Annotated in this window: 13 protein-coding genes and 1 pseudogene; 4 read left to right on the plus strand and 10 right to left on the minus strand. The window is 64.7% G+C overall.

Annotation, left to right across the window (positions count from 1 at the left end; all coding sequences use genetic code 11):
• The 5 genes and pseudogenes from IVB47_RS28035 to IVB47_RS28055 form a co-directional block, all read right to left on the minus strand.
• Positions 1-793 (minus strand): annotated as a pseudogene (locus tag IVB47_RS28035) (methyl-accepting chemotaxis protein); the annotation flags it as partial.
• Between the two features lie 174 nt (positions 794-967).
• Positions 968-1,219: a hypothetical protein gene (locus IVB47_RS28040; RefSeq protein ID WP_247291160.1), complete on the minus strand. Its 252-nt coding sequence runs from the start codon at positions 1,217-1,219 to the stop codon at positions 968-970.
• A 163-nt stretch (positions 1,220-1,382) separates the two neighbouring features.
• Complete coding sequence (locus tag IVB47_RS28045) at positions 1,383-1,982, minus strand: hypothetical protein (protein ID WP_247466133.1); 600 nt, start codon at positions 1,980-1,982, stop codon at positions 1,383-1,385.
• A gap of 112 nt (positions 1,983-2,094) precedes the next feature.
• Positions 2,095-3,081, minus strand: coding sequence for an MDR family oxidoreductase (locus IVB47_RS28050; protein WP_027568624.1), 987 nt, complete (start codon positions 3,079-3,081; stop codon positions 2,095-2,097).
• A gap of 40 nt (positions 3,082-3,121) precedes the next feature.
• Complete coding sequence (locus IVB47_RS28055; protein ID WP_247466136.1) at positions 3,122-4,375, minus strand: MFS transporter; 1,254 nt, start codon at positions 4,373-4,375, stop codon at positions 3,122-3,124.
• Between the two features lie 322 nt (positions 4,376-4,697).
• Between IVB47_RS28055 and nadA the strand changes: the two genes are divergently transcribed.
• The 3 genes from nadA to nadC are packed head-to-tail and all read left to right on the plus strand — an operon-like array spanning position 4,698 to position 8,305.
• Positions 4,698-5,804 (plus strand): quinolinate synthase NadA, encoded by a 1,107-nt coding sequence (nadA, locus tag IVB47_RS28060; protein WP_247466138.1) that lies wholly within the window; start codon positions 4,698-4,700, stop codon positions 5,802-5,804.
• 9 nt (positions 5,805-5,813) lie between these two features.
• Positions 5,814-7,415 carry an L-aspartate oxidase gene (locus tag IVB47_RS28065; RefSeq protein WP_247466141.1) on the plus strand — a complete coding sequence of 534 codons (1,602 nt, stop codon included), beginning with the start codon at positions 5,814-5,816 and terminating at the stop codon, positions 7,413-7,415.
• An 11-nt stretch (positions 7,416-7,426) separates the two neighbouring features.
• Positions 7,427-8,305: a carboxylating nicotinate-nucleotide diphosphorylase gene (gene nadC, locus IVB47_RS28070; protein ID WP_247399836.1), complete on the plus strand. Its 879-nt coding sequence runs from the start codon at positions 7,427-7,429 to the stop codon at positions 8,303-8,305.
• Positions 8,306-8,461: 156 nt separating this feature from the next.
• Here nadC and IVB47_RS28075 read toward each other — a convergent pair whose 3' ends face one another.
• The 3 genes from IVB47_RS28075 to IVB47_RS28085 form a co-directional block, all read right to left on the minus strand.
• A complete protein-coding gene (locus IVB47_RS28075; protein WP_247466143.1) occupies positions 8,462-9,916 on the minus strand; it encodes a cell wall hydrolase in 1,455 nt (484 codons plus the stop codon).
• A gap of 480 nt (positions 9,917-10,396) precedes the next feature.
• Positions 10,397-13,363 (minus strand): pyruvate, phosphate dikinase, encoded by a 2,967-nt coding sequence (ppdK, locus tag IVB47_RS28080; RefSeq protein ID WP_247466147.1) that lies wholly within the window; start codon positions 13,361-13,363, stop codon positions 10,397-10,399.
• A 96-nt stretch (positions 13,364-13,459) separates the two neighbouring features.
• Positions 13,460-13,615 (minus strand): DUF3096 domain-containing protein, encoded by a 156-nt coding sequence (locus IVB47_RS28085; protein ID WP_007594951.1) that lies wholly within the window; start codon positions 13,613-13,615, stop codon positions 13,460-13,462.
• Between the two features lie 222 nt (positions 13,616-13,837).
• Here IVB47_RS28085 and IVB47_RS28090 point away from each other — a divergent pair, with 222 nt between their 5' ends.
• Complete coding sequence (locus IVB47_RS28090) at positions 13,838-14,191, plus strand: DUF1236 domain-containing protein (protein ID WP_027568617.1); 354 nt, start codon at positions 13,838-13,840, stop codon at positions 14,189-14,191.
• A gap of 267 nt (positions 14,192-14,458) precedes the next feature.
• On the opposite strand, the gene glyS is transcribed toward IVB47_RS28090, so the two are convergent.
• Complete coding sequence (gene glyS / locus IVB47_RS28095; RefSeq protein WP_247466150.1) at positions 14,459-16,558, minus strand: glycine--tRNA ligase subunit beta; 2,100 nt, start codon at positions 16,556-16,558, stop codon at positions 14,459-14,461.
• Positions 16,558-17,493: a glycine--tRNA ligase subunit alpha gene (locus IVB47_RS28100; protein WP_247466154.1), complete on the minus strand. Its 936-nt coding sequence runs from the start codon at positions 17,491-17,493 to the stop codon at positions 16,558-16,560. Before IVB47_RS28100 ends, glyS begins: the two co-directional genes overlap by 1 nt.
• Between the last annotated feature and the right edge of the window lie 152 nt (positions 17,494-17,645).

Consider the following 17,645-nt stretch of genomic DNA (forward strand, 5'->3'; position numbering starts at 1 on the left):
GACCCGGCAGGACAACAGAGAAGTCACCACCAGCGAGCTTGTCCATGGCAACCGTGAGCGCGCGGATCGGCCGCGCGATGGTCAGGAAGGACATCAACCACGAACCGATGAGGACGAGCACGGCGCACGCACCGACCACCATGCCGAGACGCTCGCTCGCGGCCATCTCCTGGCTCGCGGCAGCGATTTCTTCATCGCTCTTGTGCTTGGCGAAATCGGCAATCTCGCTGGTCAAATTGTCCAGCTGTGTGGCAAGCGGCAGCGTCACCTCGCGGATCTGGCGCGCGCCTTCCTCGGAAATCTTGGCGGCGCGGACGGGGTCCGTGGCCGCAACCGCAATGGCCTCGCTGCGAACAGAGGCGTTCTGCTGCGCGCCCTTCAGGTAATCGGCCGACGTAGACTTGAGCTTCTCCATCCGCGCGCGGTTTTCCGGGGCGTGCGACAACCTGAGCATGGAATCGACAACGCCGTTCAGTGCTTTCGACCGCTCCAGCAGAAGCTCGCTCGCCTTTTGCAAGTCACCCTGATTGTTGGCGAGACGCATGTCGCGTACGGCGAGTTGCAAGCCGCGTATCCCAAGCTTGGCTTCGGTGGCCTCGCGCACCAATTCCTGCTGCGCAATCGCTGCCTGGTTGGAATGACGCACGGTGTTGTTGCCCATGACCTGGCTCGCGATCATGGCGCCGACGAGAATAACGCCGAACGCCGAAGCGAGCGCGAGCTTGGTACCGATTTGCAGATTCTGGATGAGTCTCGACATGAGGGCGTTTCCCGGGTTGCGCGGCCAAGTCATTGTCGGCCGCCCTCGGCGTTGATCGCCCTTGCCTAAAAACTGAGCTTCAGGTGTGGTGATCCGGTTAACGATCGCCCCCGGACAAATACCGGACTTACCGGAAAATCCCTTGAAAAACGGCACGGTCTGCGCGCTTAACAGGTTAACCACACGCGGCGGTAGGATGCCCGATTTCTAACCAGTGCGACCAAGGGCCTTTTGGCCCTCGCCGATCAGGCTAATCCGGAACACCGGCTCCTTGTTCTCGTCGAGCAGCTCCATGCGCCATTCGGCGTTCGGCTTCAGGCTGCGCGAGATGCCGCCGAGCAGATTGGCACAGACTTCGGTCATCTCGGTCCAGGCCGCGGCGCGGTCCTCGAACTCATATGGCTGGTCGGCAGCACCGGAATAGCGGCCTGTGCTGATACGGAAGAAGTACAGCGACATCGTTGAACCCTTTTATCGGGCCGCGCCCCCGGGCCGTACGCAAACTGGGGCGCGAACAGCTACCAACGCATGAAAGCCGCCGTCCGTATGACTACGGCGCGGCGGCTTCGTGTCTGATGGCAGCTCTCAACGACAAAGTGCGCGGACTGTCCCGCGCACGAACTCACTGGGTGGAGCGGCGCAGCTCCAGCGGGGCGTCGTCCCTGGCGGGCTCCGATTTGACTTGCGGCTTCACCGGCTCCAGCCGGCTACTCTCGACGCGCGGGGTCTCGACACGCGCGGCGACTTCGGTGTTGGGCGTGCCGACCGAACCCGTGTGTTCCGAAGTGCGCAGCGAGCGCGGCCGCGCCACGGCGCGCGCCATCAGCATCTGGTTGCCGCCCTGATGATGGAAGTCGCAATAGGCGAAGCCCATCCCCGATACCGAGCCGCGGAAACTGCGATCGTCGGTCTTTTCAAGGTTGAAACAGGGCTCGAACGGAATGCCCTTGATGGAGGCGCAGACGTTCTGGCCGCGGATCTGAAGCGTGTTGCCGGGCAGGCGGAGATGTTTCACCGGACCTGCACCCGAGAACTGCACGGCGCCGGCGGCGCCGAGGTCGTCCATGATGCGGCCAGCCCCGCGGGTGCCGTCAAAGCAGGTGAAAGCAAACACCTTCCCGGCGACGAAGCGGCGCGCCTCATCGGCGTTCATGCTTCCAGCAATGGCCGGCGCAAGCGTCGCTACCGCCGTGACCGCCCCCAACACAATACGCGCAAGCATGCTCAACTCCGAACCAACCCCGCAGCGGGCTATGCCTTATCTCTTTACCCGCTGCTTACCATACTAACCATGGCGACATTGAAGCAGCATGGTTGGTAAAGTCTGAACGCCGTTAGACAATTTTTACAACGGTGCGACCGCGGACCTGGCCGGCCAGGATTTTCGCGCCCCACTCCGGAACGTCGGAGAGCGAAATTTCGTGAGTAATTTCAGCTAGTTTTGTCCGATCCAGATCGGAGGCCAAGCGCTGCCAGGCGGCTTTCCGCGGCTCGATCGGACACATCACGGAATCGATGCCGAGAAGGCACACCCCGCGCAAAATAAAGGGAGCGACGGAAGACGGCAGGTCCATGCCGGCAGCCAAGCCGCACGCCGCGATCGCGCCGCCGTACTTCGTCATCGACAGCAGGTTTGCGAGCGTGGTCGAGCCGACGCTGTCGACGCCACCCGCCCAGCGCTCCCTCGCAATGGGCTTGGCGGCCGCCGACAATTCGTTGCGGTCGATCACCTCCGTCGCGCCGATCTCTTTCAGATAGTCCGCTTCGGACGCACGGCCGGTGGACGCGATGACGTGATAGCCGAGCTTTGAGAGCACGGCGGTCGCAACCGAGCCGACGCCGCCCGCCGCGCCCGTCACCACGACCGGACCGCTCTTCGGCGATACTCCGTGCTTCTCCAGCGCAAGCACGGACAGCATCGCGGTGAAGCCGGCGGTGCCGATCGCCATGGCGTCGCGCGCCGACAGGCCCTGCGGAAGAGCGACCAGCCAGTCGCCTTTCACCCGCGCCTTCTCGGCATAGGCCCCGAGATGCGTCTCGCCCATGCCCCAGCCGGTGCAGACGACCTTGTCGCCCGCCTTCCATTGCGGATGCGAGGACTGCTCGACCGTGCCGGCGAAATCGATGCCGGCAATCATCGGGAAGCGGCGCACCACCGGCGCCTTGCCGGTGAGCGCAAGGCCGTCCTTGTAGTTCAAGGTCGACCATTCCACGCGGACGGTTACGTCGCCCTCCATCAGCTCGGCTTCGTCGAACTGCGTGAGCTGCGCGGTGGTGCCCTTGTCCGCCTTGTCGATCCGGATCGCCTTGAACGTCGCCACAGCAAAACTCCCTGACTTGTTTCAGGGGATGTTTAGCCGATCAGGCAGGCTGCGCAACCGCCCGCTGGACCGGTTTCTCCACGATCGGAAGATTGATCAGCGCCGAGAGCACGCCGAACAGGATCGAGAGCCACCAGATCGGCGTGTAGGAACCGAACCGCTCGAACACGATGCCGCCGAGCCAGACGCCGAGGAAGCCGCCGACCTGATGGCTGACGAAGGCGAAGCCATAGAGGGTGGCGAACCAGCGCGTGCCGAACATGATCGCGACCAGCGCCGAGGTCGGCGGGACGGTCGACAGCCAGGTCAGGCCGGAGACCGCGCCGAACGCAATCGCCGAGAACGGCGTGATCGGGAACGAGATGAAGGCAAGCGTCGCAAGCGCGCGCGTTAAATAAATGGTCGAGAGGATGTAGCGCTTGGGCAGGCTGTTCTGGAGATAGCCGACGCTCAGCGATCCCATGATGTTGAACAGGCCGATCGCGGCGATCACCCAGCCGCCGATTTGCGTGGAGATGCCGCTGTCGACCAGAAAGGCCGGCAGATGCACCGTGATGAAGGCAAGCTGGAAGCCGCAGGTGAAGAAGCCGAGCACCAGCAGCACGTAGGAGCGATGGCCGAAGGCTTCCGCGAGCGCTTTGGTGAAGGTCTGCTGGTCCGCAGGCGACGCGTTTGCGGTGCTTGCGACCGGCGGCGTCGAGAGCGCCAGCGCCAGCGGGATGATCAGCAGCATCAGGAAGCCGAACACGGTGAGCGCCTGCTGCCAGCCGAAATTGTCGATCAGGGCCACACCGATCGGCGCGAACAGGAATTGCCCGAACGATCCCGCCGCAGTGCCGGCGCCGAGCGCAAGGCCGCGCTTCTCGGCCGGCAAGAGCTTGGTAAAGGCCGACAGCACCAGATTGAACGAGCAGCCGGCGAGACCGAAGCCGACCATGACGCCAGCACCGATGTTGAGGGACAGCGGCGTCGAGGAATAGCGCATCAGGAGCAAGCCGCCGGCATAGAGCAGAGCGCCGACGCACATCACCCGGAACAGGCCGAAGCGATCGGCGACCGCACCGGCGACGGGTTGGCCCAGTCCCCACAGCAAATTCTGAAAGGCAATCGCGAGGCCGAACACGTCGCGGCCCCAGGCATATTCATGGCTCATCGGCTGCACGAAGAAGCCCAGCGCCGAGCGCGGGCCGAAGCCGAGCATCCCGATCGCGCAGCCGCAGAGAATGATGATCGCCGGCGTGCGCCAGGAGGAGGAACGGGAGACCGAACCTAGCTCACCCATCTGTGTCGACATGCTGTTCCTCGTGCGTCGTCGCGGTTTCGCAAATGGCAGCCGCGAGCGAGCTCGTTTAATGCATCTGCATGAAAACCCCAAGTCAAAAACGATTGCATTCCGAGAAGAGCTGGCGCGGGAGCATTGCATTTCCTCGCGGCCTCGTCCGACGCGCCGAGCGCCGACCTGACGGAAATGTGTGCGGTAAGATCTGGCGGCTCCCAACACGACGTGCTAATTACTATTTGCTCACATCGAGCATATGATCCCCGGCCTATCGGCCGGATTTCTCAGGCTCTCTATATGCTCATAATGAGTATAAACAACATGCACGGAGGCTTCGATGCCGCTAACCGGAATTTACGGCCCCGACGACTTTGCCAGCCGGCCGCAGGGCCACGTCGTCACCCCGGCACGGGCCGAGCAGGCGCGAACGGGGCCTCCGCTGCCGATGCCTTCGCTGGAATGGACGCCGGAGGTCGAGCGAGCCACCGCGCCGCTTTACGAGCGCGTGAAACACGTCATCCCGCCAATCGAATGGCCGCTGATGGCCCCGACGATCAAGGCGATCAACGAGCTGAAGCAGGCCCGGGGCGCGGTGGTCCTCGCGCACAATTACCAGGCGCCGGAGATCTTCCACTGCGTCGCCGACATCGGCGGTGATTCGCTCCAGCTCGCGGTCGAAGCCACCAGGGTGAAGGCCGGCATCATCGTCCAGTGCGGCGTGCACTTCATGGCGGAGACGTCGAAACTGCTCAATCCGGACAAGACGGTGCTGATTCCTGACACGCGCGCCGGCTGCTCGCTCGCTGCCAGCATCACCGGCGCCGACGTCCGCCTGCTCCGTGACAAATTTCCCGGCGTGCCTGTCGTTGCCTATGTCAACACCTCCGCGGAGGTGAAGGCCGAGGTCGATATCTGCTGCACCTCGTCGAACGCGGTCCAGGTGGTCGAGAGCCTCGGCGCGCCCAGCGTGATCTTCCTGCCCGACCGCTATCTCGCCACCTACGTGGCCTCGAAGACCGACGTGAAGATCATTGCCTGGAAGGGCGCCTGCGAGGTGCACGAGCGTTTCACTGGCGCCGAGCTGCGCAGCTACCGCGAGGCCGATCCCTCCGTGCAGATCATCGCTCATCCCGAATGCCCGCCGGACGTGCTGGCCGAGGCCGATTTCACGGGCTCGACCGCGCACATGATCAACTGGGTGCGTGAGCGGCGGCCGCGGCGGCTGGTGATGATCACGGAATGTTCGATGGCCGACAATGTCCGCGCCGAGTTGCCCGATGTCGAGATGCTGCGTCCCTGCAATATCTGCCCGCACATGAAGCGCATCACGCTCGCCAACATTCTGGAGAGCCTGCTGACGCTTCGCGAGGAAGTGACGATCGATCCCGCACTTGCCGACCGCGCAAGGCGCTCGGTCGAGCGGATGATCAATTTAAAGAATTGAGATAAAGCCATGACAAACAACATCAACACGCTCCCCCGCTCCGACGACGTCATCATCGTCGGCGGCGGCCTTGCCGGATTGTTCTGCGCGCTCAAGCTCGCGCCGCGGCCCGTGACATTGATCTCGGCCGCGCCGCTCGGACAGGGCGCGTCGTCCGCATGGGCGCAAGGCGGCATCGCCGCGGCAATGGCTGAAGGCGATACGCCGGAAGCGCACGCCGCGGACACGGTTGCAGTTGGCGGCGGCATCGTCGACGAAGCTGTCGCTCTCGGGATCGCGCGCGAGGCCGCACCGCGGATTCACGACCTTCTCGCCTATGGCGTGCCGTTCGACCGCGATCTCGAAGGCGGGCTCGCAGTCGGGCGCGAAGCCGCACATTCGGCGCGCCGCATCGTGCATGTGCGTGGCGATGGCGCGGGCGCCGCCATCATCGCGGCGCTGAGCGATGCCGTGCGGCGCACGCCGTCGATCCGACTGATCGAAGGTTTCGTTGCCGAGGCGCTGTTGACCGAGGACGGCGCCGTCACCGGCCTTCAGTTGCGCGAAGCCGACAATTTCGCCGCACGGCCGGTCCTGCTCGCCGCGCGGACGGTGGTGCTGGCCACGGGTGGCATCGGCCATCTCTATGCCGTCACCACCAATCCGCGCGAGGCTAGCGGATCCGGCCTTGCGATTGCTGCACGCGCAGGCGCGGTCATCGCGGATTCCGAGTTCGTGCAGTTTCACCCGACCGCCATCATGGTCGACCGCGATCCCGCGCCGCTCGCCACGGAAGCGCTGCGCGGCGAAGGCGCGACACTAATCAACGGCCGTGGCGAGCGTTTCATGGCGGCGCGTCATCCGCTCGCCGAGCTTGCACCGCGCGACATCGTGGCCCGCGGCGTGTTCGCGGAGATCTCGGCCGGGCGCGGCGCCTTCCTCGATGCGCGGCAAGCGCTGGGCGCACGTTTTGCCGACAGATTCCCGACCGTTCATGCAAGCTGCATCGCCGCCGGCATCGATCCCGCCACGCAGGTCATCCCGATCGCACCGGCGGCGCACTATCACATGGGCGGCATCGCGGTCGACCATCGCGGGCGCAGCTCGATCGAAGGGCTCTGGGCCGGCGGCGAAGTGTCGTCCACCGGCGCGCATGGCGCCAATCGCCTCGCCTCGAATTCTCTGCTGGAGGCCGTGGTCTACGCCGCGCGCATCGCCGACGACATCGCCGGCCGCGCGATTCCCTCGCCCGCCCACCTTTCGGACGTGGCGACGCCGCGGGGCGGCGCGCCGGATGCTGCGGCCGTGAAGCGGCTGCGGACGCTGATGAGCGCGCATGTCGGCGTGATCCGCGATGGTGACGGGCTTGCGGACGCGGTTCGCAGCTTCACCACGCTCGAACGCGAGGCCACGAGCATCGCGGTGCGCAACATGGCAACGGCAGCCCTGCTCGTGGCGGCGTCGGCCTGGAACCGGTGCGAGAGCCGCGGCGCGCATTTCCGCTCCGACCATTCCGCGGACGTTCCCGCACTCGCGCAACGCACAATGACGACGCTCGCAGCAGTGCGCGAGATCGCAGATGGCCTGACCGAACGCCCGACACCGCGCACCGCGCAACCCATGATCGCCTGACGGAGTCTGCCATGATCACCTCAACCTCTCTGCTCTATCCCGACGCCTTTCTCTCCCCGCTCGCGATCGACGAGGCCGTGCTCCGCGCGCTCGATGAGGATCTCGGCCGCGCCGGCGACATCACCGCGCTTGCGACGATCCCCGAGGCAGCGAAGGCGCAAGCGATCCTGGTCGCACGGCAGTCCGGCGTGATCGCCGGCTTGCCGCTGGCCCTCGCCACGTTGCAAAAACTCTCGCCCGACATCGAGATACGCGCACATGTTCGCGACGCCGCGCGCGTCGCCCGCGGGCAGCAGGTGCTGACGATCTCGGGGCCGGCACGCGCCATCCTCACGGCGGAGCGGACCGCGCTGAATTTCGTCGGCCGCCTGTCAGGCGTTGCGACGCTCACGGCGGACTATGTTGCGCGCACCGAGGGCACCCGGATGCGGATCTGCTGCACGCGAAAAACCACGCCGGGATTACGCGCGTTGGAGAAATACGCGGTACGTTGCGGCGGCGGCTTCAATCACCGCTTCGGGCTCGACGACGCGATCCTGATCAAGGACAACCACATCGCGGTCGCCGGCGGCATCCGCCCCGTGCTGGAGCGCGCCCGCGCCCATGCCGGCCACCTCGTCAAGATCGAGATCGAGGTCGACACGCTGCCGCAGTTGCGCGAGGTGCTCGACACCGGCCTTGCCGACGCTGTGCTGCTCGACAACATGGACATTGCGACGTTGCGCGAAGCCGTTGGGATCAACGAGGGACGCCTCGAATTGGAGGCATCCGGCGGTGTCACCCTCGACTCGATCGCAGCCATCGCGGCGACCGGCGTCGACTACGCCTCAGCCGGTGCGCTGACGCATTCGGCGCCGAATTTCGACTGCGCACTGGATATCGAGGCGTGATGCGGGGTTCCCTCTCCATCATGGCCGGGCTTGTCGCGGCCATCCACGCCTTGCAACTCTGTGCAAAGAACGTGGATGCCCGGGCCTTCGCCTCGCCGAAGCGGCTTCGGCCGCGCAGGCGGGACAAGCCCGGGCATGACGAATTCTTGTGAACAGCTACCTTCGCTCGGTCGCGCCCATCTCGGCGGAGCTCTTGGCTTCCTGGGTGAGCTCGGCGGAGAGCGCGGCGGTCTGCGCTGGCGTCCCCCAGCTCGGTTCCTCGCTGCCGTCGCCCCAAGCGCGGGGGCGATAGAAGGTGTGGACGCCGGTCTTGTACATCTTCTTCATCTCGGCCACCCAGGACGGGCGCACCCAATAGGCGTGGTAGTGCGTGGACTTACCGACCTCGGGCAGCCAGATCTGGCCGTCGAGCATGGCCTTGGAGATCTTTTTCGCACGCTCCCACATCTCGGGCTCGCGGATCACGTCGGCATTGTTGTCGCAGGCGAAGGTGAACTGGCAGGCGAGATGGCGGTGCTTGTTCTGATAGACCGCGCCGCACACGGTGTCGGGATATTTGCCGGAGAACACGCGGTTCATCACCACCTGCGCAACCGCCATCTGGCCGCGCACGGCCTCGCCGCGGGACTCGAAATAGACGGCCTCCGCGAGGCATTTTTCGGACTTCGCGCGCGACTTGTCGTCGAGCGCGAGCCGTTCCGCCGGCGATCTGGCGCGCTGGTTGTCGACGTTGACCTCACCCTTCGGCGCGACGCTCTCGCCGCTTTCGATATCCTTCGCAATTTCCTCCGACGGCGGCGACAGCGAGGCCGTCACCTTCATGTCGGGGTCGGGCATCACGATCAGCGGCTCGGCACCCGGCTGCCAGCTCTCGATGCTCTCGACATTGCCGCCGAGCGAGGAGCTGCCGAAGAACAGGTTCGAGGTCTTGACGCGGAATGGATCGCGCGGCGGTGCGGCCGGTATGGTGGCCTGCTTCAGCGCTTCGAGCGGCTGGAGCGCGAGCGAGCGCGCAGCATCACTGGCTTGTGGTGCATTGGTGTATTGCGGCAGCGGCGGCGCGCGCAGCGCTTCCGCGAGTTCGGGATCGAGCGCGGCCGCGGACTCCGGCGACATCGCCTGTGGCAGCGCGACGGTTTTGGCGCCGAACACCGAGCTGTTCGACGTTGCGGGATCTTCCTGCGTCGGCGCTGCCGTCGGCGCACCCGCTTCGGGAGCCTGCGTCGGTGTGACCGTTGCGAGGCGATCACCCTTCATGGAGCGATCGACCTTGGGAAAATCGGCGGCCTGGTAGCGCGGCGGCGCCTGAAGCGCCGGATTGCGGCTGATCGCGCCGGTGACGTCGCGGCCGTCGAGGCTCGCGAGACGAACCATCGCGCTCTGCGGAGCCGAAGTGCCGATCGGCCGGGAAAAACTGTAAGTGGCCAGCTGTATGGAGGACGCAGCAGAGAACACCTGCTTCTGCCAACGCTCCGCGACGCCGGGTTGGCGCGCCAGCAGCGAGGCAATGTCCTGAAAGCCGGTCTCTCTCGGCATCAATGCGAAGATGCAGAGACCGATGCCGAAGGACGCGAACCGCGCGCCCTTCGGATGGGTACGCAACAAAAACATCGATACGCTCACGCTACGCTTACGCTAGAAAAATCGAGCCGCAGTACATCCGTGCAATTCGATCTTTATCGTGAGTATCCAATTTAGGTTGCCGGGGCGTTAATCGGCGTTGCGCATGCGGCACACGCAAGCAATCGCAGGTGTTTTCACGGGGTGATGATGCACCTTGGTAAATGCGCCCTCACGCGGCGAGGTAAACAATTGGTCAACGCGAATGGTGAAGGAACTCTTGCGCGCACGTCTCATTACGGGACGCACGCTGAGTTCCCGCTACTGCGATGTGCTCACACACACGCGCCTCAAGCTCGTCAATGCGAAGAGCTCTCGCGACGAAGCAATCCAGACTGCTGCCGCGGAAAGATGCTGGGTTGCTTCGCTGCGCTCGCAATGACGATGTGGAAGCAGTCGAGCCTCAAAATGAAAAGAGGCGGGGTTTTGCCCCGCCTCTTTCGCTCTCAATATTTCAAGTCGCCGCTCCGCTTATGCCTGGCTCGCCACCGCCTTGCCGAGCGCGGCTTGCGCGGCGGCGAGGCGGGCGATCGGGACGCGGTAGGGCGAGCAGGAGACGTAGTCGAGGCCGATCGCATGGCAGAAGGCGACGGAGGCGGGATCGCCGCCGTGCTCGCCGCAGATACCGACCTTGAGCGAGGCGCGCGTCTTACGACCGCGTGCGACGCCGATCTTGACGAGCTCGCCGACGCCTTCCTGGTCGAGCGCGACAAAGGGATCGATCGGCAGGATGCCCTTGGACACGTAGGTGCCGAGGAAGCTCGCGGCATCGTCACGGCTGATGCCGTACGTCGTTTGCGTGAGGTCGTTGGTGCCGAACGAGAAGAACTCGGCGCTCTCCGCGATCTCGGCCGCGAGCAGGCAGGCGCGCGGCAGCTCGATCATTGTGCCGACCTGATAGGTCAGCTTGGTGTTGGTGTCGCGCATCACCGCCTTCGCGGTGGAATCGATGCGCGCCTTGACAAGGTCGAGCTCCATCTTGGTGGCGATCAGCGGCACCATCACTTCGAGGCCGACGGCCTTGCCGGTGCGCTTCTCGGCCTCGACCGCTGCCTCGAAGATCGCACGCGCCTGCATTTCGGCGATCTCGGGATAGGCGATCGCGATACGGCAGCCGCGGAAGCCGAGCATCGGATTGAACTCCGACAGCTCGCGCGCGCGGTCGGCCAGGCGCCGCGGGTCGGTGTTCATGGCGCGCGCCACTTCCTCGACCTCGGCATGGGTGTGCGGCAGGAACTCGTGCAGCGGCGGATCAAGCAAGCGGATCGTGACGGGCAGGCCCTTCATGATCTCGAACAGTTCGACGAAGTCGGCGCGCTGCATCGGCAGCAGCTTTGCCAGCGCAGCGCGGCGCGACTGCTCGTCCTCGGAGAGGATCATCTCACGCACCGTGCGGATGCGCGTCTCCTCGAAGAACATGTGCTCGGTACGGCAGAGACCGATGCCTTCCGCGCCGAACTTGATCGCGGTATGCGCGTCCTCCGGCGTGTCCGCGTTGACGCGCACGCCGATCTTGCGGACCTGATCGGCCCATTTCATCAGCGTGCCGAATTCGCCGGACAGCTCGGGCTCGATCATCGGCATGCGGCCGGCGAGCACCTGGCCGAGCGAGCCGTCGATGGTGATGACGTCGCCGGTCTTGAAGGTGCGCGAGCCGATGCTCATGGTGCCGCGGCCGTAATCGACGCGGATGGTACCGCAGCCGGAGACGCAGGGCTTGCCCATGCCGCGCGCGACCACCGCAGCATGCGAGGTCATGCCGCCGCGGGTGGTCAAGATGCCTTCGGCGGCGTGCATGCCGTGGATGTCTTCGGGGCTGGTCTCGATCCGGACCAGAATCACCTTGCGTCCGTCGGCCTGAAGCTTGGCCGCTTCGTCCGAGGAGAACACGATCTCGCCGGAGGCCGCACCCGGCGAGGCCGGCAGGCCGGTCGCGATCACGTCGCGCTTGGCGTTGGGGTCGATGGTCGGATGCAGCAGCTGATCGAGCGAGGCCGGGTCGATCCGCGTCACCGCTTCCTTCTTGGTGATCAGGCCTTCATTGGCGAGCTCGACCGCGATGCGGAGCGCCGCTTTCGCGGTGCGCTTGCCGCCGCGGGTCTGCAGCATCCAAAGCTTGCCCTGCTCGACCGTGAACTCCATGTCCTGCATGTCGCGGTAGTGCTTCTCGAGCAGCGTGTAGATCCGCGTCAGCTCCTTGAAGGCCTCCGGCATCGCCGATTCCATCGACGCCTTGTCGGAGCCCGAGTCCTTCCGCGCTTCCTCGGTGATGTCCTGCGGCGTGCGGATGCCGGCGACCACGTCCTCGCCTTGCGCGTTGATCAGGAACTCGCCGTAGAGCTTGCTCTCGCCGGTCGAGGGATTGCGCGTGAAGGCAACGCCGGTCGCCGAGGTCTCGCCCATGTTGCCGAACACCATGGCCTGCACGTTGACCGCGGTGCCCCAGGATTCCGGAATGTCGTGCAGCCTGCGGTAGGTCACCGCTCGGGCATTCATCCAGGATGAAAACACGGCGCCAATCGCGCCCCAGAGCTGGTCGTGCGGATCCTGCGGAAAATCCTTGCCGGTTTCGCGAGCGACCGCGTCCTTGTACTTGCCGACCAGATCGACCCAGTCGTCGGCGGTGAGATCCGTGTCGAGCGTGTAGCCTTGGCTGTCCTTGAAGGTGTCGAGGATTTCCTCGAAATGATGATGCTCGAAGCCGAGCACCACGTCCGAATACATGGTGATGAAGCGGCGATAGCTGTCATAGGCGAAGCGGCGATCGCCCGACAGTTCCGAGAGCGCTTCCACGGTTTCGTCGTTGAGGCCGAGATTGAGCACGGTGTCCATCATGCCCGGCATCGAGGCGCGGCCGCCGGAACGCACGGAGACGAGCAGCGGGTTCCTGGAATCGCCGAAGATCTTGCCGGTCAACTTGCCGACATGATCGAGCGCCTTCTCAACCTGCGACCGCAGTTCCTTGGGGTAGGATTTGTCGTGCGCGTAGAAATAGGTGCAGACCGAGGTCGGGATGGTGAAGCCCGGAGGCACCGGCAGGCCGAGATTGGCCATCTCGGCGAGGTTGGCGCCCTTGCCGCCGAGCAGGTCGCGCATCTCCGCTTTGCCCTCGGCCTTGCCGTCGCCGAACGTGAACACCCACTTGCCGGCCTTGGCCGCAACAGGCGCGGCCTTGCTTGAAGCAGCCTTGCTCGGTGCCGGCTTCACGGCAATCTTCGGCGCAACCGGTTTCGTCGGTGCCTTTGCAACAGCCTTGGAAACCGACTTGGCGGCAGGCTTCACAGCCGGCTTGGCCAGCGGCTTAACAGCGGCTTTGGCCACGGGCTTCGGGGCGCGCTTGGCAAGTGCCTTGCGGGCCGCCGGCGCGGCTTTCGCCTTGGCGGAGGACTTTGATTTCGCTGGCATTTTCGCTGGAGTTTTCGAGGCGGCTTTGGCCATAGCTTGCACACAACCTGCGAGAGGAATGGGTAATTGCGGGCCTTACACCACTTTGGGCAGGTCCGCGCAAGTCGAAGAGTTCCGTAGAATGAAGGCCTAGAGATGGAGCCACTTCAACAATCCGAGCCCGATCGCACCATTTATAATGAGAAAAATCGCGACGATCAGGTTCAGGAGGCGCGGCATGATCAGGATGAGCACACCCGCAAGCAGCGACAGGATCGGCGAGATATGGGCGACGGTGATGTGCATGAATTTTCTTTCCGTGGGGTAGAGGCGAATCGCGGCGGGATCATAGCGGACTGGGTTCCGCGGGTAGAGACCCATCGGGCGCGCGCGAGTTCCCAGATCCGCGAAAACAGCCCGAAAATGCCGCGAATGCGGCGGGCGTTTTCCGGAACATCGCGGAGACGCATGCATTGGCAACCGGTCGCGCCATTGGCGCTTCCGAAAACCTTCTCGAAGGAGTTGCCCATGCGGAACAGGATTCTTGCTCTTGCAGCGCTCGCGGCCGCGATCGGCTCGCCTCTTGCGGCGCAGGCGCAAAGCGGCGTCACAGTGGGACGCGCGCCCGTCGTCGTCGACAGCGGCCCGACTATTGCCGTCGAGCAGCGGCCGGCTTTCCGCGACTATGTCGTCGAACAACGCGTGCCGGCTTTCCGCATCCCGGATCGCGTGGTGGTCGGTGCCACCTTACCTGAAAGTGGCGTCACCTATTATGACGTGCCGCAACGTTTCGGCGCCACCACCTATCGGTATACCGTCGTGAACGGCGAGACCGTACTAGTCGAGCCGCGCTCGCGGCGCATCGTCGAGGTGATGGACTAGCGTCTTCAGGGATCGACTAGATGTCCGGCGCGTCACATCAATCAGGCTGACGCGAGCAGTAGAGTCGGACATCAGGCCCCGCCCGGTCCTCCCCCCGCCGGGCGGGGCTTTTTTGTGTGAACACTCTTCGCGCACAGTAATGCGGCCGGCAACTCCGTCGTCATGGCCGGGGCTTGTCCCGGCCATCCACGCGTCTCCACGAGAAGAAGGACGTGAATGCCCGGGACAAGCCCGGGCATGACGGTGTTCATTGCGCCCAAACCGCGCTCAATCCTGGATCTTGGAGAAATCCGCCACCGCACGCGTGGCGCTGCGGATCTCGTTGAGCAGCTTCAGGCGGTTCTCGCGCACCTTCGCATCGTCGTCGTTGACGCGAACTTTCTCGAAGAACGCATCGACCGGCGGACGCAGCTTGGCCATCGCACTCATTGCGGCCGCGAAGTCTTCCTTCGCGACAGCAGCGCTTGCCTCCGCCGTCACCTCGCCGATCGCCTTGGCCAGCGCCTTCTCCTCGCCGAGACCGTAGAGCGCGGCATCCGGCGCCCCGTCGAACGTGCGCTTGTCCTTCTTCTCCTCGATGCCGAGGATATTGCTGGCGCGCTTGATGCCGGCGAGCAAATTCTTGCCGTCCTCGGACTCGAGGAATTTGCCGAGCGCCTCGACGCGGCGGACGATCATCAGAAGGTCATCCTGGCCACCGAGCGCGAACACGGCGTCGACGAGATCGTGCCGCGCGCCCTGCTCGCGGAGCTGAACTTTCAGGCGATCTGCGAAGAAGGCGAGCAGGTCGCTCGGAAGCTTCTGCGCATCGGCAGGCTTCAAGGACAAGGCGGCGAGTGCGGATGCCGCCATCTTCATGAGCGACAGACGTAGTCCGTTCTCGGTGATCAGCCTGATCACGCCCAGCGCCGCACGACGCAGCGCATACGGGTCCTTGCTTCCCGTCGGCTTCTCGTCGATTGCCCAGAAGCCCACCAGCGTATCGAGCTTGTCCGCGAGCGCCACTGCGACGCTGACCGGATCGGTCGGCACGCGATCCGCAGGCCCCTGCGGCTTGTAGTGCTCCTCGCAAGCGGCGGCCACCGAGGCATCCTCGCCCTGGGCCAGCGCGTAGTACTTGCCCATCAGGCCCTGCACCTCGGGGAATTCGCCGACGACTTCGGTCAGCAAATCCGCCTTCGCCAGATGCGCGGCCCGCGTGGCCTTTGCGACATCGGCGCCGACCAGCGGCGCGATCTCGGCGGCGAGACGCTCGATGCGCTTGATGCGTTCAGCCTGGGTGCCGAGCTTCTCGTGAAACACGATCTGCGCGAACTTCGGCAGGCGATCCTCGAGCTTCGTCTTCAGGTCCGTTTCATAGAAGAACTTCGCATCCGACAGGCGCGGACGGATCACGCGCTCGTTGCCGGCGACGATGGTCTTGCCGCCGTCGGGCGCCTCGATGTTGGCGGTGAGGACGAACTTGTTCGTCAGCTTGCCCGTCTTGGGATCTTTGACGACGAAGCACTTCTGGTTGTTGCGGATGGTGGCGCGGATCACCTCGTCCGGGATCGCCAGATACTCCGCTTCGAACGATCCCATCATGACGACCGGCCATTCGACCAGGCCTGAGACCTCATCGAGCAGCACCTGGTCCTCGACCAGTTCGAACCCTTGGGCGAAGGTCAGCTCCTTGGCGTCGGCGAAGATGATGTCCTTGCGCGCCTGCGGATCGAGGATGACCTTGGCCGCCTTCAGCTTCGCTTCATAGTCCTCGAAGCGGCGCACGGAAATCGCAGCTGGTGCCATGAAGCGGTGGCCGTAGGTGGTCTGGCCGGTCTCGATGCCATCCACCGAGAATTTCACGATATCGGGCTCTTCGGTCTCGGGCCCGAACGTCGCGGTGATCGCGTGCAGCGGACGCACCCAGCTCAGCGATCCCGGTTTTCCGGAGCGCGCACCCCAGCGCATCGATTTCGGCCAGGGGAAAGTCCGGATGATCACGGGAAGGATTTCCGCGAGCACGTCGATCGCGTCGCGGCCGGGCTTCTCGATCAGCGCGATGTAGAAGTCGCCCTTCGGATCGCGCTGGATCTTGGCCTCATCCAGAGACGTCAAACCGGTAGCTTTCAGAAAACCCTGCACGGCCGCATCGGCCGCGCCGATCTTCGGTCCGCGGCGTTCGGTCTTCAGGTCAGGCTGGCGCGCAGGGATGCCGTGCACGGTAAGCGCAAGGCGGCGCGGCGTCGCGAACGCCTTCGCGCCCTCGTAGACGAGACCTTCGGCGACGAGCTTGTCGGTGACCATGCGGCGCAGATCGTCGGCCGCCTTGGCCTGCATGCGCGCGGGGATCTCTTCGGAGAACAGTTCAAGCAAAAGATCGGGCATCAGGCCGCTCCGCCCGCTTCAGTATGTATCCAGGCCTCGCCGCAAGCCTTTGCCAATTCGCGCACGCGAAGAATGTAGCTCTGCCGCTCCGTCACCGAGATCACGCCGCGCGCGTCGAGCAGGTTGAACACGTGGCTCGCCTTGATGCATTGGTCATAGGCCGGCAGCGACAGCAAATGCGCCTCGCGCTTGCCATCTTTCCAGCCGGCCTCGAGATATTTCCTACAAGCCGCTTCGGCCATCTTGAACTGCTCGAACAGCATCGCGGTGTCGGCGATCTCAAAATTGTGCTTCGAATATTCCCGCTCGGCCTGGAGGAAGACATCGCCATAGGTGACCTTGGCGTCACCGTCGCGGCCGTTGAAGTTGAGGTCGTAGACGCGATCGACGCCCTGCACATACATCGCGAGGCGCTCGAGCCCGTAGGTGAGCTCGCCCGCGACCGGCGCGCATTCGACACCCGCAACCTGCTGGAAATAGGTGAACTGGCTGACTTCCATGCCGTCGCACCAGCACTCCCAGCCGAGGCCCCAGGCACCCAGCGTCGGGCTCTCCCAGTCGTCCTCGACGAAGCGAATATCGTGCACGGCGGAATCGATGCCGATCGCGGCGAGCGACTTCAGATACAGCTCCTGAAGGTTCGTTGGCGACGGCTTCATGATCACCTGGAATTGGTAGTAGTGCTGCATCCGGTTCGGATTCTCGCCGTAGCGGCCGTCCTTGGGCCGGCGCGAGGGCTGCACATAGGCCGCATTCCAGGGCTTTGGCCCGAGTGCGCGCAGCGTGGTCGCCGGATGGAAGGTACCCGCACCCATTTCCATGTCGTAGGGCTGCAGGATCACGCAGCCCTGCTCGGCCCAGAACCGTTGGAGCGCGAGGATGAAGCCCTGGAACGAGCGTTCCGGGCGCATATGGGCGGGCAAGGAGGCGTCCATCGTCAGATCGGGCTCTCGCGGGGGGTTGAATCGCGCGGGACCGTATCGACGGCAGGGGTGGGAATCAAGGCAAAGGGGGCCAATCCCGTCATGCCCCGGCATCCGCATTTTTCGTGCGTCAGGCAAGGCGTGGATGGCCGGGACAAGCCCGG

The sequence above is a fragment of the Bradyrhizobium sp. 62 genome, assembly GCF_023073035.1.
Taxonomy (GTDB): domain Bacteria; phylum Pseudomonadota; class Alphaproteobacteria; order Rhizobiales; family Xanthobacteraceae; genus Bradyrhizobium.

Bases quoted from the DNA above. Each gene is read 5' to 3' on its own strand.
- IVB47_RS28040 (WP_247291160.1), bottom strand. From the start codon at position 1,219: ATGTCGCTGTACTTCTTCCGTATCAGCACAGGCCGCTATTCCGGTGCT.
- IVB47_RS28045 (WP_247466133.1), bottom strand. From the start codon at position 1,982: ATGCTTGCGCGTATTGTGTTGGGGGCGGTCACGGCGGTAGCGACGCTT.
- IVB47_RS28055 (WP_247466136.1), bottom strand. From the start codon at position 4,375: ATGTCGACACAGATGGGTGAGCTAGGTTCGGTCTCCCGTTCCTCCTCC.
- nadA (WP_247466138.1), top strand. From the start codon at position 4,698: ATGCCGCTAACCGGAATTTACGGCCCCGACGACTTTGCCAGCCGGCCG.
- IVB47_RS28065 (WP_247466141.1), top strand. From the start codon at position 5,814: ATGACAAACAACATCAACACGCTCCCCCGCTCCGACGACGTCATCATC.
- nadC (WP_247399836.1), top strand. From the start codon at position 7,427: ATGATCACCTCAACCTCTCTGCTCTATCCCGACGCCTTTCTCTCCCCG.
- IVB47_RS28075 (WP_247466143.1), bottom strand. From the start codon at position 9,916: ATGTTTTTGTTGCGTACCCATCCGAAGGGCGCGCGGTTCGCGTCCTTC.
- ppdK (WP_247466147.1), bottom strand. From the start codon at position 13,363: ATGGCCAAAGCCGCCTCGAAAACTCCAGCGAAAATGCCAGCGAAATCA.
- IVB47_RS28085 (WP_007594951.1), bottom strand. From the start codon at position 13,615: ATGCACATCACCGTCGCCCATATCTCGCCGATCCTGTCGCTGCTTGCG.
- IVB47_RS28090 (WP_027568617.1), top strand. From the start codon at position 13,838: ATGCGGAACAGGATTCTTGCTCTTGCAGCGCTCGCGGCCGCGATCGGC.
- glyS (WP_247466150.1), bottom strand. From the start codon at position 16,558: ATGCCCGATCTTTTGCTTGAACTGTTCTCCGAAGAGATCCCCGCGCGC.
- IVB47_RS28100 (WP_247466154.1), bottom strand. From the start codon at position 17,493: ATGGACGCCTCCTTGCCCGCCCATATGCGCCCGGAACGCTCGTTCCAG.